Origin of the sequence: Mesorhizobium sp. NPDC059054, from assembly GCF_042739215.1 — a bacterium.
Lineage (GTDB): Bacteria > Pseudomonadota > Alphaproteobacteria > Rhizobiales > Rhizobiaceae > Mesorhizobium.
This window is the reverse complement of sequence record NZ_JBHYHV010000006.1, coordinates 447,158-464,245: the sequence shown is the minus strand read 5'-3', so window position 1 is coordinate 464,245 and position 17,088 is coordinate 447,158. Positions and strand designations below refer to the sequence as shown.

At 58.6% G+C, this 17,088-nt stretch carries 15 protein-coding genes and 1 pseudogene; 5 read left to right on the top strand and 11 right to left on the bottom strand.

The window, feature by feature from the left end; genetic code table 11:
• Window positions 1-86 precede the first annotated feature (86 nt).
• From ACFWXH_RS26030 to ACFWXH_RS26000, 7 genes are all read right to left on the bottom strand, one after another.
• Window positions 87-1,331, bottom strand: a complete 1,245-nt coding sequence (locus ACFWXH_RS26030) for a CapA family protein (RefSeq protein ID WP_379124238.1) — start codon at window positions 1,329-1,331, stop codon at window positions 87-89.
• 61 nt (window positions 1,332-1,392) lie between these two features.
• Window positions 1,393-2,241 carry a transporter substrate-binding domain-containing protein gene (locus ACFWXH_RS26025; protein WP_379124236.1) on the bottom strand — a complete coding sequence of 283 codons (849 nt, stop codon included), beginning with the start codon at window positions 2,239-2,241 and terminating at the stop codon, window positions 1,393-1,395.
• A gap of 43 nt (window positions 2,242-2,284) precedes the next feature.
• Window positions 2,285-3,019, bottom strand: a complete 735-nt coding sequence (locus tag ACFWXH_RS26020; protein ID WP_379124234.1) for an ABC transporter permease — start codon at window positions 3,017-3,019, stop codon at window positions 2,285-2,287.
• Between the two features lie 10 nt (window positions 3,020-3,029).
• Window positions 3,030-3,689 (bottom strand): ABC transporter permease, encoded by a 660-nt coding sequence (locus ACFWXH_RS26015; RefSeq protein ID WP_379124232.1) that lies wholly within the window; start codon window positions 3,687-3,689, stop codon window positions 3,030-3,032.
• An 896-nt stretch (window positions 3,690-4,585) separates the two neighbouring features.
• The gene (locus tag ACFWXH_RS26010; RefSeq protein WP_379124230.1) at window positions 4,586-5,884 is read right to left on the bottom strand and encodes a glycosyltransferase family 87 protein; all 1,299 of its coding nucleotides are present in this window, start codon (window positions 5,882-5,884) and stop codon (window positions 4,586-4,588) included.
• 177 nt (window positions 5,885-6,061) lie between these two features.
• A complete protein-coding gene (locus ACFWXH_RS26005) occupies window positions 6,062-7,204 on the bottom strand; it encodes an ATP-binding protein (RefSeq protein WP_379124228.1) in 1,143 nt (380 codons plus the stop codon).
• Entirely contained in the window at window positions 7,185-7,679 is a 495-nt protein-coding gene (locus ACFWXH_RS26000) for a hypothetical protein (RefSeq protein WP_379124226.1), read from the bottom strand. Before ACFWXH_RS26000 ends, ACFWXH_RS26005 begins: the two co-directional genes overlap by 20 nt.
• 269 nt (window positions 7,680-7,948) lie before the next feature.
• Between ACFWXH_RS26000 and ACFWXH_RS25995 the strand changes: the two genes are divergently transcribed.
• Genes ACFWXH_RS25995 through ACFWXH_RS25985 form a run of 3 tightly spaced genes read left to right on the top strand, consistent with a single transcriptional unit; the run spans window position 7,949 to window position 10,629 of the window.
• Entirely contained in the window at window positions 7,949-8,395 is a 447-nt protein-coding gene (locus tag ACFWXH_RS25995) for a PepSY domain-containing protein (protein ID WP_379124224.1), read from the top strand.
• A 3-nt stretch (window positions 8,396-8,398) separates the two neighbouring features.
• A complete protein-coding gene (locus ACFWXH_RS25990) occupies window positions 8,399-9,058 on the top strand; it encodes a response regulator transcription factor (protein ID WP_379124222.1) in 660 nt (219 codons plus the stop codon).
• Window positions 9,058-10,629: a sensor histidine kinase gene (locus ACFWXH_RS25985; RefSeq protein WP_379124220.1), complete on the top strand. Its 1,572-nt coding sequence runs from the start codon at window positions 9,058-9,060 to the stop codon at window positions 10,627-10,629. The genes ACFWXH_RS25990 and ACFWXH_RS25985 overlap by 1 nt, the downstream gene beginning before the upstream one ends.
• Before the next feature lie 316 nt (window positions 10,630-10,945).
• Here the strand turns inward: ACFWXH_RS25985 and ACFWXH_RS25980 are convergent, their stop codons facing one another.
• On the bottom strand, window positions 10,946-11,272 hold the full coding sequence (locus ACFWXH_RS25980) for an SDR family NAD(P)-dependent oxidoreductase (protein WP_379124218.1): 327 nt from the start codon (window positions 11,270-11,272) through the stop codon (window positions 10,946-10,948).
• A gap of 298 nt (window positions 11,273-11,570) precedes the next feature.
• Here ACFWXH_RS25980 and ACFWXH_RS25975 point away from each other — a divergent pair, with 298 nt between their 5' ends.
• The gene (locus ACFWXH_RS25975; RefSeq protein ID WP_379124216.1) at window positions 11,571-12,260 is read left to right on the top strand and encodes a GntR family transcriptional regulator; all 690 of its coding nucleotides are present in this window, start codon (window positions 11,571-11,573) and stop codon (window positions 12,258-12,260) included.
• A 1,089-nt stretch (window positions 12,261-13,349) separates the two neighbouring features.
• Here ACFWXH_RS25975 and ACFWXH_RS25970 read toward each other — a convergent pair.
• Window positions 13,350-13,787 carry a helix-turn-helix transcriptional regulator gene (locus ACFWXH_RS25970; RefSeq protein ID WP_379124214.1) on the bottom strand — a complete coding sequence of 146 codons (438 nt, stop codon included), beginning with the start codon at window positions 13,785-13,787 and terminating at the stop codon, window positions 13,350-13,352.
• 214 nt (window positions 13,788-14,001) lie between these two features.
• Here ACFWXH_RS25970 and ACFWXH_RS25965 point away from each other — a divergent pair.
• Window positions 14,002-14,461 (top strand): annotated as a pseudogene (locus ACFWXH_RS25965) (GNAT family N-acetyltransferase).
• A 171-nt stretch (window positions 14,462-14,632) separates the two neighbouring features.
• Here the strand turns inward: ACFWXH_RS25965 and ACFWXH_RS25960 are convergent.
• Window positions 14,633-14,791 carry a hypothetical protein gene (locus ACFWXH_RS25960; RefSeq protein WP_379124212.1) on the bottom strand — a complete coding sequence of 53 codons (159 nt, stop codon included), beginning with the start codon at window positions 14,789-14,791 and terminating at the stop codon, window positions 14,633-14,635.
• A 568-nt stretch (window positions 14,792-15,359) separates the two neighbouring features.
• Window positions 15,360-16,904: a patatin-like phospholipase family protein gene (locus ACFWXH_RS25955; RefSeq protein WP_379124210.1), complete on the bottom strand. Its 1,545-nt coding sequence runs from the start codon at window positions 16,902-16,904 to the stop codon at window positions 15,360-15,362.
• Window positions 16,905-17,088 lie beyond the last annotated feature (184 nt).

Here is a 17,088-nt window from a genome sequence, read left to right as displayed (position 1 = left end):
GCCTGCAGAACCTTGGAATCGGCATATCGCTCAGCGCAACGATTGCCGGCAGGGTTACAGGATCTGCTTGATATGCCGTGACACGATCAGCCGACCTTGCGCGCTGCAGCCAGGGAAACGCGGGCTGACGCTCCCGAAATCGCGATCTCGGTGCCGAAGATGCTCGAGCGCTTCGCAAAACCCTGCAGAATGTTGCGGGCGACTTCGCCGGTGGCAGCCAGCGGAACAAGGCGGTTCGCTGCGGTCTCCTCTTCCCCACCAATGACAATGGGCAGGAGGTCGATGCTTTCAAGCTGGCCGCTTCCGTTGTAGCGGCAGGCCGCAACAAGGCTTCGCCACACCTCCCGGGCACTCCACTCCGTCTCTTCGGCAGGCACGTGGAAGAGGAAGTTGCCGAGGCCGTAAAAGATGGGAGCGTCCTTGTAGAGTTCGACGGCCTGCAATACGGGCGCGCCGTGACTGACGAAGACGCTGGCGCCGGCGTCGATGCAGGCGCGGGCAAAGCCTTGCACCCAGCCAGGCACCTCCTGCCAGCCCGGCTCCCAATGGTGATGATGCAGGTAGGCGAGGACGAAGTCGCCGCGTGCTGCTGCACGCTGCATGGCAGCCAAGTGCTCACCGGCGTTCTCCGGATCGATCTCGACATGCCGGCGGAATGCGCTGCCTTGCTTGAAAACAGTGCCATAAAAGTTGAGTTCGTTCTCGCCGATGACCGCCGTCGGGTCGTCCGGCTGGGCGTAATTGGTCAGTTCGAGCGACGATGTCCGCAGTTCCTGTGCCAACATTGCCAGCGTGCGAAAACTCTCCTTCGTCACGCCAAGCTTGCGCACGGTCTTGAGCTGATTCACGCCTGGCCGTGGCGGCCGACCGTTCGAGCGGTCCTCCGCATACATGTTGCCGGGGCCTGGCCCGGCATCCATCGCAAAAAGTGACACGTCATGGCCGCCGTGACGCTGCCGGCCCGGCTTCATCGCGTCGGTCGCATCAGTGCCGATGCCAGCGTGGAGGAAGCCGCGTGACCACACCTCGCCCAGCGTGGACAACACGCCGGCGGGACCGAGGTCGAAGGCGTGGTTGTTGGCGAGGGCAAGCGCGTTGAAGCCCATGGTCTGCAGCGCATCCAGCATTTCGGGCCTGGAATAATCGAAATACCTGCCCTTGGTCGGCCAACCGCCATAGCGCCCAAGGATTGTCGACTCGAAATTGGTGAAGACGACATTGCCTTGCCTGAGGAAGTCGAGCACTTCCAGGAACCGCTTGTGCTGGATCTGGCGCACGTCGTTCTTAATCAGCGACTGGCCCGTTACGGTCACGCAAAAGGAATCCTTCATGAAACCCGCCTTGGATGCAGTGGTTGGTTGCGGCGTTAAGCCGGTGCTTTGAATGTTCGCGCTATCGGGAGGCGGCCGGCGAGATGTCGGTCTTGAACCATTTCAGGCTGAGCGTCTTGATGGTTCCGTCCTTGATTGCCGCCTCGATGGCGGTGTCGAACTGCGCGATCAGTGCCGTGTCATCCTTGCGCATGCCGGCGCCGACCCCGGGCCCCCACAGGCCGCCATTCACCTGCGGGCCAAAGAACGCCGCACCAGCCCCTTCCGGCGTCTCCAGGAAATCGCACCAGGTGAAGAAGTCCGCCAGCCCGCCGTCGACCCGTCCTGCCGCGAGATCGAGCTTGAGATTGTCCAGGCTGTCATAGCTGCGCAGGACTACGACGTCGCCGAAAAGCTCCTTCATCACGGCCTCCGAGTTCGAGGAGCGCAATACGCCCATCGTCTTTCCGGAAAGCGTCGACCGCAGACGTTCGATGGTGGCTTTTCCGTTGGCGTTGAGCGTGGAGAGATTGAGCCTTTGTGCGGTGTCGCCGGGATCGAGGCCGAGATCCTTGCGCACGACCATCTGGTTGTAGCCGGCGGCGTAGGGATTGGAGAAGGCGATCGACTGCTTGCGCTTTTCGGTGATCGCCATGCCCGACATGATGACGTCGTATTTGCCGACCAGCAGCGCGGGAATGATGCCATCCCAGTCCTGGGCGACGAACTTGCATTTCAGGTTGATGCGGCGGCAGAGGTCCAGGCCGACATCGATGTCATAGCCGTAGAGTTCACCTTTCTCGTTGGTGCCGTCCCAGGGCGGCGACGCGCCCTCGGTGGCGATCATCACCACCCGCGCGTCGTCGGCGCTCGCGGGCAGCGCAGAAATCATGGATGCGACGAAAACAGTACCGGCCAAAACGCTGCGCATGCAATTCCCCCTGGTTGGTTGGTGATTGAGGTGATGAGACTGCTCAGGACCCGTGATCGGACAAGACAGGCTTGAGCCACGTTTGGCGCCGCGGCCAGGAATGGCCGTCGCTCGCCAGATGCAGTTCCAGGAACTGAGTGGCTTTCACGGCGATCGATGTGAGTGCGAGATAGATCGCACCGGCGACGATGAAGATCTCGTAGGGCGCGAAGGTCGTCGACACCATCTGCCGCGCCATGCCGGTGATTTCGAGCAGCGTGACGGTACTCGCCAGCGACGAGCCCTTGATCATGCCCACCACTTCATTGCCGTAGGCCGGCAGCGATATGCGGAACGCGATCGGGAAGGTGATGAGGCGGGCTGTCTGGAAGCGCTTCAGGCCAAGCGCGGCCGCGGCTTCCGTCACGCCTTTCGGAACGGACTGCAGGCCGCGGCACAGGATCTCGGTCGTGTGTGCCGCGCTGTTCAGCGAAAAAGTCAGCAGCGCGCACCAGAAGGGATCGCGCAGGACCACCCACAAGATGCTTGCGCGCACTGCTTCGATCTGGCCGAGGCCATAATAGACAAGGAACAGCTGCACCAGCATCGGCGTGCCGCGGAAGACATAGGTGTAGGCGAGCACGCCGTAGGATAGGGCAGGGCGGCCGAAGGCACGCATGAAGGCGAGCGGCACCGAGAGCACGAAGCCAATGGCGAGCGCCTGGATCGTCAGGGTCAGCGTGAGCTTCAGACCGGAAGACAGCACCATCGCGGCCTCGACCATCATGTTGAGGTCCATGTCGGTGCTCCTAGCGGCCCAAAGCGGGGTACCGGCGCTCCGCCAGCCGGATCGACAGAAGCGTCGCCGTCGTCAGGCTGAGATAGAGGGCCGATGCCGCAAGGTAAAAGGTGAGGGGTGCGCGCATGGAGCCGGCGCCGACAAAAGCGACGCGCATGACATCGGTAAGCCCGATGATCGAGACCAGCGCAGTGTCCTTGAACAGCGAGATCCATAGATTGCCGTAAGCGGGCAGGGCCAGCCGCCACATCTGTGGGGCGATGACCAGGAGCCAGCGTTGCCAGGTGCTCAGCCCGAGCGACTTCGCCGCTTCCGCCTGTCCGGCTGGAATCGCCGCGATCGCGCCGCGGAACACTTCCGTCGCATAGCCGCTGAAGACGACCGAGAGCGCGATGATGCCGGCGGTGAAGGCGTTGATCTCGACATAGCGGCCGGCGATCGCGCCGGCGAGCGCGGTTCCGCCGAAATAGATCAGCAGGATGATCACCAGTTCCGGTACGCCACGCACGATGGTGGTGTAGGCGGTGATGAGAGCGACGATCCTGGATGTATGCGTCGTCTTCGCAATGGCCAGCAGCAGTCCAAAGCTGGTTCCAATCACCCCGCTGACAAGAGCAAGTCCTAAGGTGATCAGGAATGCGCCAGCAAATTGGCTTGCAAATCCGCTCATGCTTGCCTCGATTCGACACGGCCTTCTTCGTCCGGCGGCAAGGATTTTGCTACCGATTACCAGAGGTTGTCGTTTGATTTTGATATAACTGTAGATTATCGTTTTATATAAGAAGAATTTATCCGTAAATAACGTGTCTTCAATCTATAATATAAAATATTTTCCCTATAATATTTTGTTATATAGCTTACATTTGTGGTGTTGATCTCTATTGTTTCTGAATTGGTCGGCGGGGTCGGGCGGGCTGCCGCAGCAATATGTCACGTAAGACGCGTGTTCATCATCGCGGCGGTCGAGAAACAGCCGGGCCGATAGCCGCTATCTGGCGGTCCCTCACTTTCTGCTAACCGGTCCCGCAGGCAAGACACGGAAGTGCTGGAACATGGCATGGTTCGCTTCGCGCATGAGGCTGGGGCAACAGACCACTATGTCGACCTGCACGCGCCGAGTGGAACCACGTCACCGGCTACGACCAGACGGAGCTGACGCGGAACCTTTGCAAATGCGATGGGGGCCGGCGCCATGCCGCACGATTTCGAGGGCGATGGGCTTACGTCACCTGCGAGAAGGCTTCACATACCCTATCGAATGCGACTAGATCGCCGGATGCGATGGCTGCCGTGGTGTCTGCCGCAATGCTGTATCACGCGATGACGGTGTTCGAATATATCCCCTTTCGGGTGGATGGGTGCCGGCAGATTTTCGCCCGTTGACCATGAACCGGTTTATGCAAGTCACGAGCGGCTTTCGCGCTGTACTCCAAGCGATCTGCCACTTAAAGCCGCTACTGCACCCAGTGCCCACTACATCTGTACTTCAAGGGTCGCGCAGACGGCCGCTGGACACCTCAAGAGACGCAGGCAGGACCGTGGCTGCGCCCGGTATCGATGCTGATTTTACAAATCGGCATTTTGAGGTTCAGTTCGTGTGTCCGAAAGTGATGAAGAGCTCGGCTCAGTGCTTTGTCGGATTAGCCAATGGCATATCGGCAGGGCGATTAGGCTCATAGCGGCCGGCTTGAACCAGGGATTGAGAGCGCTGTGAAGGTCGTGACTGACACCGGTCCAGCCACACAAGAAAATTGCGGCTCCAAGGACAAGTGGAATTCTCCGATTCTCGCAGCGGATTTTCATCAGTGAGATCGCGAGCGCCGTTGGTACAACGAGCATGAGGTAAGTATTGGATTCCACCCGGGGATTGAAAACGGTCATGTAATAAGCCGCCAGGAGGAAGATGACAAAAGAACGCAATTGTCTATCGCCCCGATGATCCAGCCACAGCGACGTGAGGAGAACGACCCCGGCGGCCACCGCCCGTAGTATGATCGTCACATTGGCAGAAAGCGAGATGTTCAAGGCCGTGAACGGTGCTGTAAAATCTGCCGCTTCGAATGTGCCAGAGCTGTTTGCGCTCATTGACGTGAGGAGACGGAAAAATTCGAGGTGCTGTTCATTGACATATTCGATTGAAGCAAATGCGTAGGGTATTGCAAACGCCAGAGCTATCGCAAACACAAGGAACGGGATCAGTCGCGGCCTAATTGCGCCGGTGAGCAAGATGACGACAATCGCCGTTGGCTTGGCGACCAATGCGACCAATGCCCAAGCCACCGTTGCGGCGCGGCAATTGTCGCGGGCTGACAGAATAAGCATCCAACACGCCGCGGTAAACAGAACGGTGGCTTGACCATTGCGAATTGCGCCTAGAGACAATGGTATGGCCAAGAAGAACGCCGTAGAGGCGAGTGCCATCGCGTTGCTTTTGTCAATGACGCGAGCTTGTTTGATCGTTGCCACAGTAAGGGTACACACGCCGAGAAGCCGCCACAGAATCCCGCCAACATGGGATCCAAGAGCAGCGAATGGGGCGTAGAAAACGGCGAAGGCCGGCGCATACACATACCCCATCGCGGTATTCAGATCGTAGAGCGGGCGCTCCGAACTGAACATCGCCGCCCCGAATTCATAAGCGGGTAAAACAGAATGAATTTGCGGTTTTAGGGCCGCGATTGCCAACGCTGTCGTGATGGACAGAAGCCACAAAACGAGACCGCTGCGCTCGTAGAGAAATCTGCGAAACCGATAAAGGTCTACCATGCGCCCGCCGCCAATCATATTCAGTCTCGCTAATATTCCTAAATCATAACCCGATAGCCGCGATTCAGGATCGCGGGGCTTGTGAATAGCGATTGCCATCGAGACGGCACGCGTTTGCCCCCCGAGGAAACCGCTTCAGGTGCTATCCGGCGGATATCCCATCGGTCACGAAGACAGATCTGCAGATGGCGAGCAGCAAAAACCGTGAGTTGCCGACACAACGTTCTCCGTTTTGCGTAAGAAGCCGGGAAGTCGCCCAGACACGTTCCGACCGTGCTAGACGCTGTTCGCTTCGGCACAAGGCAGGCAGATTTCGAAGATAGCCCCCCGGGGCTCCCCTGCACGCGCATGAGCGGTGCCACCGTGCGCATGTGCAATGGCTTGCACAACGGCCAAACCTAAACCACTGCCGCCGTTCGGGTGCAACCGACGCCCGTCAGCGCGCCAGAATGGCTCAAACACCAAGTGTTCACTGCCAGGGGGGAGGCCGGGACCATCGTCGCAGAAACGCAACATTCCCTTCTCGTGCATTGCGAACGTTTCGATGCGAAGAAGGCCAGGGGCCGCGTATTTTCGCGCATTTTCGAGGATGGCGAGAATTGCCTGCCTTATCCGCGCACTATCGGCCAGAACCTGTACGCTGCAACCCAAATCGAACAAGACGTCGATGCCGGCTTTCTTGAGCTCCGGGGCGACGACGGAGATCACCGTGGCGATTTCGTCGGCAAGATCGATGGTTTCGAGCCGGAGTTCCAGCCTGCCGCGTCGTGCAAGTGTGAAAACGTTGAGGTCCTCGACGATGCGGTTAAGGGTATCAACTTGGGCCACCAGTCCGCGAAACGATATCGTTTCCGTTGCAAAGACACCGTCGACGATCCCCTGTAGCCGCCCGCGTAAGATCGTCAGCGGCGCTCTCAATTCATGTGCAATGGCCAGGTTCCAGTCTCCCATTGCTGTCTCTGCCCGATTCAAATGACTGGCCATTGCGTTAAAATTGTCGACAAGCCGGCGCGTTTCATCGAACATCGCCTCCTGCGGCGTTGCGCGTGCTGACAGATCACCTCGCGCGATGCGCTGTGCTGCGGAGCCGACCGATTCAAGCGGGCGAATAATGCGGCGTGCGAAATACGCCGCAGCAGCAATCGCACCGCCAATACCCAATATCCAGAGAGTGACAAAGGCCATACATTCGATTGGCTGTGGCCAGTATGAGTTCCAGTCCTTCCACCAGAACATTGGATCAATATATTCAACGAGAGAGTAGAATAGGAACATTCCGGCAATCATCACAGCGAGCGCGATGCCAGTGATTGCCGCCATCCAGGTGCCGAGACGACGATCGAGTCTGGATGCGGATTTCCTGAAAACTCCTTCAATCGCAATTGGACGGGATCTGCGTTCACGAGATCGAAAATTCAAGTTTCTTTCCGATCTCGCTTGCTGATGTGTGAACCCGATTGTGGCCATGACCCACCTCGTTTGAAGGATATCCCAACACCGTCACCGGCTCTGGCTGGAGCCGAAACTGGAAGTGTTTTGCATCACCTTGCCGCGCTTCCAGCGGACGCCACGGATATGGTGACTTTGTCCGATCGTGGCCGACCGCAAGATTGAGCAAATTTTCGGCGGAACGGTCGAGCAGCAGCCGTCCCCGATTGTCTTGCGCTACGGGGCGGCTGGCCGAGAGGCGCACGAACGCGTTGGCGCGGGCGTGAATTTTTTTGTCAATGTAGAGGGCCTTGATTTCCGAGGAGCGTGTCCCGCGCTGGCTCGGCCGACCAGAGACTGGTCCAGAAATGGCTTCCTCGCGAGCTTCTGCCGGTTTCGAAAGGTCTTGGTTTACGAGCATGGAGGGAGCCCAAATCCCCCCCAGCGAGGGCATTTCATCGTCCAATGGAAATCCAATGTGGGTTTGTGCTGCACGAAAGGGATGGTGAGCACTGTCGCGCACAGTATGGCGACGAAAGCAAAGCCGGGGATCAGGCCAAACACCATTCTTCCCTCTTGCCTGCCGCGCCGCGCTTGCGAGTTGTCCCGTTCCATGCGCATGCTTCTAAACCGGCGAAGCTGACAGGCTGCTGAAGCGAATGTCAGCGAATTTTCAGCTGCGCTCCTGTAAAGTGACAGGTGAATCCGGAGACTGCTGTGAGACGATGGACTGACTTGAAGGGTCTCGTGATGTGCGGGGCGCTGCTGCTGATGCTGCTATCGGCAGGCGCGCATGCTCAGGAGTCGGGCGATGGCTCGGACGATGGCGCAAGCGGCGGCGTCAGCAGTTCGGATTCGGATTCGGAGTCGGAATCCGATGACCCAGGCCATGGGCACGCCGGTGGCATCTGGGGAGATTATTCGATCGCACGACCATCCCCCGATTTCGATGGCGACCGGGGCAAGGATGCAGCCCTCGATGCGGTGCAGAACCAACACGCTCTTCCCCTGGATGCCATCGCTGCAGAAACCCGGAAGTTGACCGATGGCCAGATCCTGGATGCGCAGTTGAAGTCGGTCGGCGGGTCACTTCGCTACGAAATGAAGGTTCTGGAATCCGGAGATCAGCTCCGTCGTTATTCGTTCGATGCCCGAAGCGGTCGCCTGGTCGGAGTGAAATGACAGATGCGCGTGCTGGTGGCCGAAGATGATCGCCGCATTGCTCAGGCGCTTGGTCAGGCACTTGGAGCGGCAGGCTTTGCAATTGAGTTTTCTTCCCAGGGCGAAGACGTCTGGTTTCGTGGCGATACTGAAACATTCGACGCTGTCATCCTCGACCTGGGGCTTCCGGATTTAGATGGATTGACGATTCTTAAGCGCTGGCGTCGAGCACGGCGGAATATGCCCGTGCTGATCCTGACCGCCCGTGGCCAATGGAATGAGAGAGTCGAAGGTATAGAGGCAGGTGCTGACGACTACGTGGTTAAGCCCTTTCGCATCGAAGAGGTCGTTGCCCGTATACGAGCCCTTGTGCGTCGAGCAGGTGGCTTTTCGTCGTCCCAGATCGAAATCGGTCGATACATGCTCGACACGCGTATGAAGCAGGTAACCCGAGACGGGCTTCCTGTATCGCTGACCCCGCAGGAATACCGCCTCTTTGCTTTCATGGTGCATCAGCGGGAGAGAGTTGTCTCGCAACTGGAGATAACAGAGCACCTGTATTCCCAGGATTTCGCGAGGGACTCCAATTCCGTCGAGGTCCTGGTGGCCCGACTGCGAAAACGACTGGGAGCCGACGTGATCGTAACGCGTCGCGGGCTCGGATATACGCTCGGCAATTTCTGATGAAACTTGGCTCGCTCAAGGTTCGGATGATTGTGGGGACTGTCGTCTCGATCGCCTTTGCGCTCGTTTTGGCCGGCATCGCGCTTGGCTACATGTTCGTCGAAAGCGTGGAGCGGGGCGCGCGGTCTGACCTGTCGGCAACCATGGCGCGGCTCGTGGCGCTTGTCGACCTGGATGTGACCGGCACGATGCCGCGTCTTTCAGGTCGGCTGCCCGACCCGCGCTACGACACGCCGCAAAGCGGCCTTTATTGGCAGGTCCGCGATCTGGACTCCCAGCGGACGTTACGCTCCCGTTCACTATGGGATCGCCTGCTGGATACAGATCCCCGGCTGGAAGGGCAGCGGTTCTCAACCATGACGGGACCTGCAGGGCAGTCGCTAATTGCCTTGTCTTCGAACGCGAACTTCAAGACCAATCAACAGGTCAAGCATTACCAGATCATCGTTGCCCAGGACCGCTCCATACTCGACGACTCCATCACGGACTTCGCCTGGTCGATGGTGACAGCCTTGCTTATCTTGGGTGGCGCTCTCGTCATTATTGCTGTCCTGCAGGTTCATTTCGGTCTCTTGCCCTTCAAGAGACTGCGTCGGGATGTCGAGAGCATTCGCAAGGGCGCAGCGAGTTCTGTCGAAAGCAGTTATCCGGCGGAGGTTGTTCCCTTGGTCGTCGAGGTCAATGAGCTGCTGGCGTTGCAACAGAACTCGATTGAGTTCGCGCGTTCGCGTGCCGCAGATCTGGCACACGGGCTCAAGACCCCGCTCTCGGTAATCGGCACCGTCGCGCATGAACTGGAGAGGCGCGGCAATCATCACCACGCGACCGTCATCTCCGATCTGGTGAATGAGATGCACCAGCGCATCGACTATCAACTGCGCTTGTCGAGGCTGCGTCATCGCGCACGGCTGCATATGTTGAGAGCTCCGCTTAATCCCATCGTGGCACGCGCGATGCTCGTCCTGAAGAAGACAAAGAAAGGCGAAGGTCTTGCGTGGCTGGCTGACATGAAAGATGAGCTCGAGGTCGATATTGACGCAAACGATCTCATCGAACTTGTCGGGGTCGTTTTGGAGAATGCGGTCAAATGGGCGAAATCCACGGTAAGCGTCCAGGTTCGCAAGGACCGCGATTGGGCGGAACTGGGAATAGGTGACGACGGACCAGGAATAGATCGTTCGAACTTGAATCTGGTTGGCGTGCGAGGGCAGCGCTTCGATGAAAGGGCACCTGGAAGCGGTTTGGGGCTCGCAATCGCAAGAGAGATCATAGCCCTGAACAATGGGGCGATGTCGTTTCAGAATCCTTCGGGCCGTGGCACGCTCGTCATCTTGAGGCTGCCTCTCGCTCTGGCCCAGAACGGCGCGGATGGCGAAGGGTCGAACCAGGTGAATGATCAACATCGGGATACATCGCAGCCGATGGCCCCAACACCGTTTGGCCATCTTCACGAATCCCAGGGTCGTAGGTGGGTTGGCCCGATCGTCGCTCTCGCGTCGTGCCGGTGGGCGCGCCGACCCCTCGACGTGATATTGAGTTCGCTCTCGCTCCGACCGGTCGACAAATCTTAGCCCAGACTTCCAGTTCGCCAAGCAGCTCCAGCTGAAGCTGACCCTGCCGACCAAGGTAAGCCCGCTTCGGCAATCTCTCTGAAGTTGGGCTCATCACGCCGTATCGCATGATCGCTTCCGGCTTCGACAGGCCTACGATTCGATTGGGGGAGGTGGCTTTTTGGGCGGTCACTTGGCGCGGGACGCAGTTGTATCGTCTGCTAGGGCACGGTCGTGTCGTGCCGGACCGACGTATCAACAACACCGACATTGAGGCCGGCCTCAATTGAAAGCCGGGCCGGATGAAGCACCGCACGGCCATTTGCTCGCCACATGTTCACCCACATTCGGCGGCGCGGTATGCTCGATAGTCCATCACCGCAACGACCATCCCGGACGGAATCCCGTTCCAGTCGACCAGTCCGTCGAGCCTGCCGTACCGATCATCGACTGACGCAAAGAGCCTGGTAATGCTATCCGGGTCGGAAACGTCAGTTTCGATGAAATCCGTGTTGCGGCCAAGAGCAGCTACGCTCTCAGCCAACGCAACATTCTTCTCGGCAACGACGATGTGGGCACCGAGCGCGCCAGCCGCCTCGACGATGCCAAGACCAATGCCTGCGCCACCTCCTGTGACGATCACCACGCACTCAGAAAGCGGCATCAGCGAATTCCTTCTAGCCATGTATCACTCTTTCACGGCACCGACTGCGATGTCGCTCACAAACGGGCGTGGAACGAAATTTGAAGCTCGCACGGCAACAGCCAGCCTGCTGTGGAACCAAACTCGCGGCCATTCCCTTTGGGCGTTCAGCATAAATGTACGGCTAACAGCGCAATGCACGAACGTCAAAATATAATGTATGATTTTTGCATTTTGCGTACGAAATTTTCGCTTTGTACAAAATCATGCTTTCGATAAACACGGGGGGATGGTGGATATCGCAGTGCTGGAGGTGTGAATGACGGCTAACCAACCGCGAGAGGGGGAGCGGGAGCAATTCGACGACGTTGACGGTGCGACGACCGTCCACGATCGCATTCGCGAGGCGATGATCGATGGCACGCTCGCCCCCGGCTCGCGGCTCAAGATCCAGGAACTCGCCCGTCGTTTCGAGACGAGTTCGAATCCGATCCGTGAGGCGCTGCAGCGTCTTCAGGGCGAAGGGCTGGTCCAGATCAATCACAATCAGGGAGCCTTCGTGAGGCCGATAAATGAGCAGTTCGTGCGCAATGTCTACGAATTGCTAGCGCTGATCGAGCCCTATCTCATTCGCCGTTTCATCGAATTCGCCCTTCCAGAGGAGATCGAGAAACTCGCCTGGTTGATCGATAGATTCGAGGAGCATAACTTCGGCGACACCCAAACCTATCGCCGTCTGGACACGGAAATTCATGGTTTGACCTATCAGCGTCACTACAACAAGCAAGCCATCGATCTGTGGAAGCAAAAACGCATTTTGGTGGGATTGCTGGGGCGCCGCTATACAATCGGCCAAGCACGACGCAAGGCGATCTTGCAGGAGCACCGAATGCTGCTTGAAGCAGTGCGCCAGCAGGATGTCGAGAAGGCGGTACACGTCGTAGAGCAGCACGTCAAAGGTTCCGCCGTGCACTTCATCGAATTGCTGCGGGCTGACTTACCGCGCTAGCCGACAGCAAACATGCCGAGCCCCGGCCACGTATGATCGCACGAGCCCGATCGAACCTATTCGCAGCCCTCTACGAGCCTTCTCCAAAACCAGCAAGATCGCTTGCCGCGAGATTGGCAGCCTCAAGAACAAGCGCATCCCGCGTACGGTCTTGCCTTGATCGGCTTCTAACCTATCAGCGCAGTCGCTCGCGAGCGATGCATGTTGCGTAGCAAACCGCCGGCATGGATGGCGGTCGTCGGGAGCGCCAAGGCAATTTGCGACGCTGGAGGAAAACAGCGACGGCGGCGCCCGATAGTAAAAGTTCAATTACACCAAGTCATGTGAGCTTGTGCACGCTTGTGGCGTCTTGAAGAGACATCGCCAGGACCTCCGACGCCGACTGGAAACAGCAAAAGCTCGGCGCAATCCTGACAGCTTTCTGGCTTGGCCAGCGAAAGGCGAGGATTTTTGCTAAGTAACTCTATTTGTGAATTACCATCCACCAATTCTCCATAGTCTTTCGACAAAAATTAAACATGCATGACTAATTGTGAAACATTTCCTCCCCCCTCACGGGATCACCTCGATGCATTTCCTCCAGTTTTTCGCAGGAATGACGGTAACGTTCTTTGCGACATTTGGCTGGTTTTATGTGAACGGAGGATCGCTCTGGCAAGCCGTGGGCCTTGCCGTATTAGCGGCCTGGATCGTTCAAACAGCCTATTTCCTGGCAGTGGCGTCGATGGCTCGCCGCGCGTCGAAGCGTGAGTCACGCATTCAACCTCGCCCGTCATTGGAATTGATAAAACGAACTGCTCAGGGAGGGGGCACATCCCAAGACGGCAGCGAAAGTGGCCGAGTGGCAAGCTCGCAAGCTCCGAGATGAAGCGGCAATTTATCGTTTTTTCGGCGAACGAACCTGCGCTTTGACAACGCGCTCGGCTTGGCCAGCGGCAAGGACGGCGTGCTCTGGTTGAGGCTGGGCGCGATCACGGGGTGAGGGCCGACGCTATCGCGTATGAAACCAATCCCTTGCAGCGGCCGCGGCTGTCCTATTCGCAGCGTGCAGTCAGAGAACCTGTCAGGCTTGGAAGTGGCGACCCGACCCTATTCTTTCACCAGGCCAGCTCGGGCACGAAACGCCTTGGGTGTCATTCCTGTGCGGTGTTTGAAAAGATCATAGAACCGGCTACTTGAGCCGAAGCCGCATCCGTATGCGATTTGAAGGATCGGATCGTTGGTGTCGGCCAGGCGCTGCATGGCCTGGGACAGTCGGTAGCGCATCAGATACTCATTGACCGAAACGCCCAGCACATCGCGAAAGGTTCTGTTGGCGGTGCTGGGGTGAATGTTTGCAAGGCGAGCCAGCTCCGTCGACGACAGGGACCTGGAATGGTGGGCGCCGATCAATTCCGTTAGTGCCTCCGCCCGCCTTACAGCAGCGCGATCGACTGCGACAATCGTCGATTGATGGTGGTAGTCGGGAGTCTCCAACGCGTCGAGCACAAGGCGTCTGACGCGCAGCCGGACCTCATCGACCGTCAAGCGGCGTCGAGCCGCGTTGCAGGCTTCCCAATCCCCTGTCCACGACGCGTGATCGGATCGACGTACGACCTGGCGACAGGCTTGCGCTCCAGCCTGACTTCAGCAAGCTGCATCTGTTCGATGCTGGGACTGGCGCGAGATTGCACTGCTGACTGCGCCGAGCCCAGGTTAGAACCTGAGAACAGCAAATCTCGAAGCCGCTGGAGACATTTGCATGGACTACCTGGTCAATCTTTCTCAGGTGTACCCAGATCCGGCGCTGCCCGAGCGCGTAGGAACGCCGGTGTGACGATCCGGCGCGTGTTGGCGCCGGAGTTGGAATTGGTGACCGATTGGGTGCGGAGGAAATTCCAGTCGCGCTGGTCGAGTGAAACCACGATCGCGATGTCCCGCTGCCCACCAACCTGTTTCCTTGCTTCCATGGAAGAAGGGATGATCGGTTTCGCCTGTTACGACACTACGGCGCGCGGTTTTTTCGGTCCTACCGTGGTAGACGAAGCCGAGCGTGGAAAGGGCATCGGACACGCATTGCTGCTGACAACACTGCTCGACATGAAGAATATGGGATACGGTTATGCTATCATCGGTGATGTCGGACCTGCGGCCAGCATGCGGTCGGTGCAACACCAATTTCGGAGTCCGGACCGGGTATCTATCGCGGGATGCTTGAGTGAGTTGATAGAGGACTGGGACAACAAGAGACGGATCAAATGATCCGATGGCGACAGTTACGTTTCCAACTGCTGCTCCTTCCTGGGATGGGTGGCAAGCAGCGGCGAAGTCACGCTTGTGGCGCGCAAGGGACGCAATGATCAGTCGCTGTCGCTGCCGTTCTCACCATTTCTCTAGCGCCATGGCCGATCGCTCTTTGCCCAGCTCACGAACACGGCGATCGCGGTCAGCATCGCTATGGTTGCAAGGTAGCGCCAGGGATGCTCTTCGCTGTAGCTCGACCAGCAGACCGCGACAAAAGCGACGGCGGCAAAATATCCAACGATGACCATCCAGCTCCATAGGGCAAGTCGGCCCCGTAGCCGTATTTCTTAACCCGAAACCACGGCTTGCTCATCGGTTCTCGGCGGTTTGCATCGAACTGCCGGGACCCTCTTGATGCTCACCCATGCTTCTGTTCATTCCAAGCGAGCGAAACTGGTGTGTTGAATGAGCTGTTGCCCCCTGATGCTTCTAACTAAGTCTCTGTTTTGTTCCTTGTTGCATTCCGGGCACTCGTGGAGCGCCGGGAAATTTATGTTTTGATCGTCAGAGACAAACTTTAGGTGGCGTTAGTGCCAAAATGCTTCCTGCAGAGACAAAATCGGGTCGCATTTTCACCTACCAAGGGTTCAAACCATCTGCACCCCGCTGGTAGCGCCGCAAGTCGCGCACCTCTTGCAGGTGCCGTTGCATATGGTGAAGTTCTGGCACTGCGAACAACTGTTAGCGGCCCTCCGACTTGGTGCGGCGGTCGGCGGCAAGCGGCTTCGCCTCAGCGGCTTCCAGCGCGGCTGCGTCCGTGAACGGTGCCAAAAGTCGCGGTTTCCTCCGAGGCTTCTTCGAAAGCAATGTCTTCAGTCAGTTCCTTCGCGCGCTCCTCATATAGTTGGGGCGCTGCCATGTGCTGAGCCGTGCCAGGAAACGCTGATAGCCAGGTTGGCGAGCCAGGAGGGCGCCGCCGAGATTGCGCAAAAAAATCGCGTCCGCCGGCTTGAGAGTGAGCGTGTTGTGTAGGCCGAGGATCCGATGCGCAGTGACGGGGTCCTCGACATCCGACAGGGCAACTCGGATGATTGACACATCGAGGTCGCGGCAGGAGGCGCGGGCAGCCGCCTCGCGGCAGCGCCAGGCCACTACCTTCTGGGCCCATGATGGCAGGCGGCGGCGCAATTCGTCGAAGCTCTGGAAGCCGGGAATGTTGATGACGGCATCCGTCGCAGCCACAAGTGTATCCATCGCGTAGGGGCTATCGGTTGTCTCCGACAAGCTCCCGCCGATGCGGGTTGAAGCGTCGACGACGACGAAGAGCAGATGCCGGATCCTCCTGGCGTTCTCAGCCGGCAAAGGTTCTGGGGCCTCCCGGTTCATCAAATGCAGCAGCGTCTGGCTACCGATGTTGTCGACGAGGCCGCCATCATAGAGCTTGAGGAAATTAAGATTGCCGACATGGCCATAGCGATCAAGCGATTGCTGATATTGCTCCTCGACCAGGGAAACGGGTTTCACGGTCGGTTTTGTAGCCATCGCGATGCCGGCCGCGGCATCCGGCGGGCAGTTCGAGCGGTAGTTGCGCAGGGAGATCGGTGCAAAGGCGACTGGCACCGCAGTGGAAGCGGCGACGGCATAAGCAAGTGGATAATCGTTGAAATTGCTGCAGATGGCGGCGAAGGATGCCCTGTCGAATATGAAGGGCGTGCGATTATAGAGATCGGTGGCATGAATCACCAGTCGGGGACGCCCTGGCCGGTCTAACATGCCGAGCGTGGCGCCGTGATAGAGGTTGGCGTCGAGCCAGGGGGGCAGGTCGTTGCGATCATTGACACCGCCGCGATAGCCACGCAACAGATTGGCCGGGCCGAAGCTGGTATGCAGCGACGCTTCGGCATTGCTCGCGAGGAAATCGCGCTGGAAGTCGGGCAGCCCGGTCGGGCCGTGCAGCGCGAAATAGGCCGCGAGCATGGCCCCGCCCGAAACGCCACCCACCACGACGACGTCATCGGCCAGGCTGCGCCCGCGTGACGCCGAGGGCGTGCGCGCAAGGCTTGACAGAACGCCGTAGCCGAACGCCGCAGAACGGGCTCCGCCACCGGAAAAAGTAAGTACGATCGCCGTATCGTCCCCTTGCAACGACACGCCCGCCGCCTGGCTGCTGTTTCCGAGCGCGAGCGGTGCATTGGTTGGCCGCGTATCTGGCGCGGCGCAGCCGGCAAGGAAACAAGCCAGTGCCAGTAATGCCACCAAGGGCAGTTGCGCCCTCGTTCGCCCCGGCACTCTGTGCAAAAACAATAGAAGAGAGGTGGCGGATCGAAAAGGAAACGCAATCATCATTGCAATTATGAACACCGGAACCGACCCGCCGACGTTGGATCGGCAGAGAACACGCCGACTTTCCATGCCTTCCATTGCGGGAGCCTTGCATAATCGTCTCGGCTTCGATTTTGCAGGAGACGTCTCTCGCCAGGGCTCGCGGCTCGCTCGGCAGCGGGCGCAAGCCCCGGACAGCACTACCCCGATGAAGCCGGCTCCCACGATGCCAAGGCTGTCGGAGAGGGCGCATGTCGCGGCTCCGATACACTCACTGCCCTGT